The 5,170-nt window shown below is 66.5% G+C and carries 8 protein-coding genes; 7 read left to right on the plus strand and 1 reads right to left on the minus strand.

Features of this window, described 5'->3' with window-relative positions; genetic code table 11:
* The 6 genes from hemA to Q0R27_RS07290 all read left to right on the plus strand — a co-directional run.
* A partial coding sequence (gene hemA / locus Q0R27_RS07265; RefSeq protein WP_293942858.1) for a 5-aminolevulinate synthase occupies nucleotides 1–872 on the plus strand: 872 nt, incomplete at its 5' end.
* A 43-nt stretch (nucleotides 873–915) separates the two neighbouring features.
* On the plus strand, nucleotides 916–1,362 hold the full coding sequence (gene rpiB / locus Q0R27_RS07270; protein WP_293942860.1) for a ribose 5-phosphate isomerase B: 447 nt from the start codon (nucleotides 916–918) through the stop codon (nucleotides 1,360–1,362).
* A complete protein-coding gene (locus tag Q0R27_RS07275) occupies nucleotides 1,362–2,657 on the plus strand; it encodes a serine hydroxymethyltransferase (protein ID WP_293942862.1) in 1,296 nt (431 codons plus the stop codon). The genes rpiB and Q0R27_RS07275 overlap by 1 nt, the downstream gene beginning before the upstream one ends.
* A 6-nt stretch (nucleotides 2,658–2,663) precedes the next feature.
* Complete coding sequence (locus Q0R27_RS07280; protein WP_293942864.1) at nucleotides 2,664–2,876, plus strand: hypothetical protein; 213 nt, start codon at nucleotides 2,664–2,666, stop codon at nucleotides 2,874–2,876.
* On the plus strand, nucleotides 2,877–3,356 hold the full coding sequence (nrdR, locus tag Q0R27_RS07285; protein ID WP_293942866.1) for a transcriptional regulator NrdR: 480 nt from the start codon (nucleotides 2,877–2,879) through the stop codon (nucleotides 3,354–3,356).
* A 2-nt stretch (nucleotides 3,357–3,358) separates the two neighbouring features.
* Complete coding sequence (locus Q0R27_RS07290; protein WP_293942868.1) at nucleotides 3,359–4,081, plus strand: RNA methyltransferase; 723 nt, start codon at nucleotides 3,359–3,361, stop codon at nucleotides 4,079–4,081.
* 1 nt (nucleotide 4,082) lies between these two features.
* Here the strand turns inward: Q0R27_RS07290 and Q0R27_RS07295 are convergent, their stop codons facing one another.
* The gene (locus tag Q0R27_RS07295; RefSeq protein WP_293942870.1) at nucleotides 4,083–4,385 is read right to left on the minus strand and encodes a chorismate mutase; all 303 of its coding nucleotides are present in this window, start codon (nucleotides 4,383–4,385) and stop codon (nucleotides 4,083–4,085) included.
* A 180-nt stretch (nucleotides 4,386–4,565) separates the two neighbouring features.
* Here Q0R27_RS07295 and rpsD point away from each other — a divergent pair.
* Nucleotides 4,566–5,170, plus strand: a 605-nt coding sequence (rpsD, locus tag Q0R27_RS07300) for a 30S ribosomal protein S4 (protein WP_293942872.1), incomplete at its 3' end; no start/stop codon positions are given.

The raw sequence follows: 5,170 nt of genomic DNA on the forward strand, positions 1-5,170 counted from the left end.
TCTCCAACGAGGCGTCGCTGTCGACGCTCTACAAGATCCTGCCCGGGCTGATCGTCTTCTCCGATGCCCTGAACCACAATTCGATGATCAGCGGCATCCGGGCCGGCCGGGGCGAGCGCCACATCTTCCGTCACAACGACCTGGCCCACCTTGAGGAGCTTCTGGCCGGCGCCGATCCCGCCGCGCCGAAGCTGATCGCGCTGGAAAGCGTCTATTCCATGGACGGCGACGTGGCCGATCTGCGCGCTGTCGTGGCGCTGGCCAAGAAATATGCGGCGATGACCTACCTCGACGAGGTCCACGCCGTCGGCATGTACGGACCACGCGGCGGCGGCATTTCGGAGCGCGACGAGGTCGCCGGGCGAGTGACGATCATCGAGGGCACGCTCGGCAAGGCATTCGGCGTGATGGGCGGCTACATCGCCGCCGACCAGACGATCATCGACTGCATTCGCAGCTATGCGCCGGGGTTCATCTTCACGACGAGCCTGTCGCCGGTGCTCGTTGCGGGGGCGCTCGCGTCGGTGCGGCACTTAAAGCAATCGGGTGAGGAACGCGCGGCGCAGCAAGCGGCGGCGGCGGCGCTCAAGGCGAGGATGACCGAGGCCGGCCTGCCGGTGATGGACAGCGTCACCCACATCGTGCCGGTGATGGTCGGCTGCGCGGTCAAGGCCAAGCGCATCAGCGACATATTGCTCGCCGAGTACGGCCTTTACGTCCAGCCGATCAACTATCCGACCGTGCCGCGCGGCACCGAGCGGCTGCGCTTCACCCCAGGGCCATGCCACAGCGAGGCGATGATCGACGAACTGGTCGGTGCGCTGGAAGAAGTGTGGAGCCGCCTTGAACTCGAAAAGCGCCGGGCGGCCTGAACCACCACTGGCGAATCCCGGTCGCTTGGCGTAGGCGACTGGCATGCGCATCGCCCTTTCCGCCGACCATGCCGGCGTCGATCTCAAGGACGCCCTTGCGGCGTGGCTCGGCGAGGCTGGCTATGACATCCTCGACCTTGGCACCCACGGCGCCGCCAGCGTCGATTATCCCGATTATGGCGCGCGGCTTGCCCGAGCGCTTGGCGAGGGCGAGGCGGAGCGCGGGATCGCCATCTGCGGCTCGGGCATCGGCATCGCCATCGCCGCCAACCGCAATCCCGCCTGCCGCTGCGCGCAGGTCAGCGAGCCGCTTTCGGCCACCTTCGCTCGCTCCCACAACGACGCCAACGCCATCGCGCTCGGCGCCCGCCTGATCGGGATCGAGATGGCCAAGGCGTGCGTCACCGCCTTCCTCACCACCAAGTTCGAAGGCGGCCGCCACCAGCACCGCGTCGATATGCTATCCCACCTTGAGCAGGAGCGCGCCTGATGGCCACCGCCGCCAATTTGAACGACGTCCAGCCCGACGGCTTCTTCACGCGGACGGTGCGCCAGAACGATCCCGCAGTAGCCGACGCGATCGCCGCCGAGCTGACCCGCGAGCAGACCCAGATCGAGCTGATCGCATCGGAGAACATCGTCAGCCGCGCGGTGCTCGAAGCGCAGGGCTCGGTGTTCACCAACAAATATGCCGAGGGCTATCCGGGCCGCCGCTATTACCAGGGCTGCCACCCGTCCGACCTCGTCGAGCAGCTGGCGATCGACCGCGCCAAGCAATTGTTCAGTTGCGGCTTCGTCAATGTCCAGCCGCACTCGGGCGCGCAGGCCAATGGCGCGGTAATGCTCGCGCTGACCAAGCCCGGCGACACCATTCTCGGGATGAGCCTCGACGCGGGAGGCCACCTCACCCACGGCGCCAAGCCGGCGCAGTCGGGCAAATGGTTCAACGCGATCCAGTATGGCGTGCGGCGCGACGATGACCTCGTCGACTTCGAGCAGGTCGAGGCCTTGGCGAAAGAGCATCGCCCGACGCTGATCATCGCTGGCGGCTCGGCCTACCCCCGCCACCTCGACTTCGCCCGTTTTCGTGCGATCGCGGACGAGGTGGGCGCGACGCTGATGGTCGACATGGCGCATTTCGCGGGCCTGGTCGCGGCGGGCGAGCATCCGACCCCGTTCGGCCACGCCCACGTCGTCACCACCACCACCCACAAGACATTGCGCGGCCCGCGCGGCGGCATGGTGCTGACCGACGACGAGGGCATCGCCAAGAAGATCAATTCGGCGGTCTTCCCGGGGCTCCAGGGCGGCCCACTGATGCACGTCATCGCCGCCAAGGCGGTCGCGTTCGGCGAAGCGCTCGAACCGGGCTTCAAGACGTATGCCAAGGCGGTCATCAAGAATGCTCAGGTCCTTGCCAACCGCCTCAAGGAGCGCGGCGCGGACCTCGTTTCGGGGGGCACCGACACCCACTTGGCGCTGGTCGACCTGCGCCCGCTTGGCATCACCGGCAAAGACGCCGACGAAGCACTCGAGCGCGCCGGGATCACCTGCAACAAGAATGGCGTTCCGTTCGACCCGCTTCCCCCGATGCAGACCAGCGGCATTCGTGTCGGTTCCCCCGCCGGCACAACGCGCGGATTTGGCGAGGCCGAATTCCGCGACATCGCCGACATGGTCGCTGACGTGCTCGAAGGCGTGAAGGCGGGCGATCGCGCGGTCGAGGCGGCGGTCAATGTGCGCGTCCGCGAACTCTGCGCCCGCTTCCCGATCTATCAGGACTGACCCGCCATGGCCGACCCCAACCGCCCCGGTTACCTCGCGCGCGCGGCCGAGGAACTCAAAGGCATCGGTCGGGAAGGCATCGCCCATCCCTCGGCCAAGCCGCTCCTCGCCGGAGCCGCGATCGGGACCGTCGCGGCGATCCTGCTGCCGGTGCTGACGATCCCCGTCGGACTGATCGGCGGCGTCGGCATCGCGCTGTGGCAGCGGATCAAGCGCTGAATGCGCTGCCCATTCTGCGCCCATGACGACAGCCAGGTAAAGGACAGCCGCTCGTCGGAAGACGGCGCGGCGATCCGGCGGCGGCGGCAGTGCGAGGGCTGCGGCGCGCGCTTCACCACCTTCGAGCGGGTGCAGTTGCGCGACCTCACCGTCGTCAAGAAGGACGGCAAGCGCCAGCCGTTCGACCGGCGCAAGCTCGAACGCTCGATCGAGCTCGCCTGCCGCAAGCGCGATATCGCGCCAGAGCGCATCGACCGCCTCATCTCGGGCATCCAGCGCCAGCTCGAAACGCAGGGCGACGACGTCTCGGTCGAGCGCATCGGCGAGGCCGTGATGGCCGGGCTCGAGGGCCTCGACCATGTCGCCTACATCCGCTTCGCCAGTGTTTACAAGGACTTCTCCGAGCCTCAGGATTTCACCGAAATCGCCGAGAGTGTCGAGGCCGCGCCGATCGATCCCAAGCCCGACCGTCTGCTCTGATCGTGGAAGGCGCAGCTCCCCCGGTCATCATCCTGGTGCGGCCGCAGCTTGGGCAGAATATCGGTAAGGCGGCGCGGGCGATGCTCAACTTCGGGCTGACCGAGATGCGCCTCGTCGCGCCGCGTGACGGCTGGCCAAACCCCGAGGCGGGGCCTGCGGCGAGCGGGGCGGATATCGTGCTCGAGCAGGCGCAAGTGTTCGACAGCGTCGCCGAAGCAATCGCCGATTGCTCGACCGTGTTTGCCTCGACCGTGCGCCGCCGCGACCTGATCATGCCGGTCACCGGGCCCAAGGACATGGCGGCGCAGATCCGCTCGACCCCCGGCCGCAGCGCGATCCTGTTTGGGCCAGAACGGTCGGGCCTGGCCAGCGACGATGTCGCGCTAGCGACCTCGATCGTCACCGTCCCGATCAACCCCGAGTTCGGATCGTTGAACCTCGCCCAGGCGGTCATCCTGCTCGCTTATGAATGGTCGAAGGGCGAAGCGCTGGCCCAGCCGCCGGTCAAGGATGTCGAACCCCCCGCCCCGCAATCCGAGCTCGAAGGGCTGATCGGCCAGCTCGACGAATCACTGCTCGCGGCGGGTTATTTCCATCCGCCCGAGCGGATCACCGTCACCCGCCATGCGATCCGGACGATCATGTCGAAAGCGCGCTGGTCGAGCCGCGAGGTGAAGGCGGTGCGCGGGATGATCCGCACGCTGGTCAGGCCGAGGCCGCGCTGAACTAACCCCGCGTCTCGTCGAACACGACGAATTCATGCGCGATCGAGGTCTCGATCAGATCCTCGTAAATCCGCGCCATCAGCGCCCGGTCGACGCCAAGCGCCACCGCCGCCGCGTCTACCTTCGCCTTGACTTCGGCCTTGCGCGCCTCATCGCGGACCGTGGCCCGATCGAGCTTGATCCGCGCCGCCGCGTCCATGTAGCCGAACCGCTGGGCGACCAGCGCCACGATCCTTCGGTCGACATCATCGACTCCGGTGCGAACATCGGTCATCGTCTGGCACTGGTCGGGATCAATCGTCATGGTGCGCCCAATGGCAAAGCGCGAGCCCCAGCGCAAACCTTGACCTTCGTGCCCGCTTCGCCTAGGCGCGCCGCTTCGCAATTGACCCCGCACGCCTGGTGAAGCGGTGGTCGCGCGGAACTTGAAGGTTCCGTGGTGCGGCCCAGGCACGAACGACAACAGCAGATTGGATTATTTCACGTGAGCAAGCGTTCCAGCGCCAAGTATAAACTCGATCGCCGCATGGGCGAAAATGTCTTCGGCCGCCCGAAGAGCCCCGTCAACAAGCGCGAATATGGCCCCGGCCAGCACGGCCAACGCCGCAAGTCGAAGGTCTCCGACTTCGGCATCCAGCTGCGCGCCAAGCAGAAGCTCAAGGGCTATTACGGCGACGTCACCGAGAAGCAGTTTAAGCAGACCTTCCAGCACGCCGAGCGGATGAAGGGCGACGCCAGCCAGAACCTCATCGGCCTGCTCGAGCGCCGCCTCGACATGATCGTCTATCGCGCCAAGTTCGCGCCGACGATCTGGTCGGCCCGTCAGATGGTTAATCACGGTCACATCCGCGTCAACGGCATCAAGTGCAACATCGCGTCGCGCCGCTGCGACGTGAACGACGTCATCGAGCTTGGCCCCAAGGCCAAGGAAATGGCGCTGGTGATGGAAGCGCAGGGTCTCGCCGAGCGGGATATCCCCGATTATGTCGTTCCCGACGGCACGTCGAAGATCACCTTCACGCGCGTGCCCAAGCTCGACGAAGTGCCCTATCCGGTGAAGATGGAGCCCAACCTCGTCGTCGAATTCTA

The organism is Sphingomonas sp., assembly GCF_025362505.1.
GTDB lineage: Bacteria > Pseudomonadota > Alphaproteobacteria > Sphingomonadales > Sphingomonadaceae > Sphingomicrobium.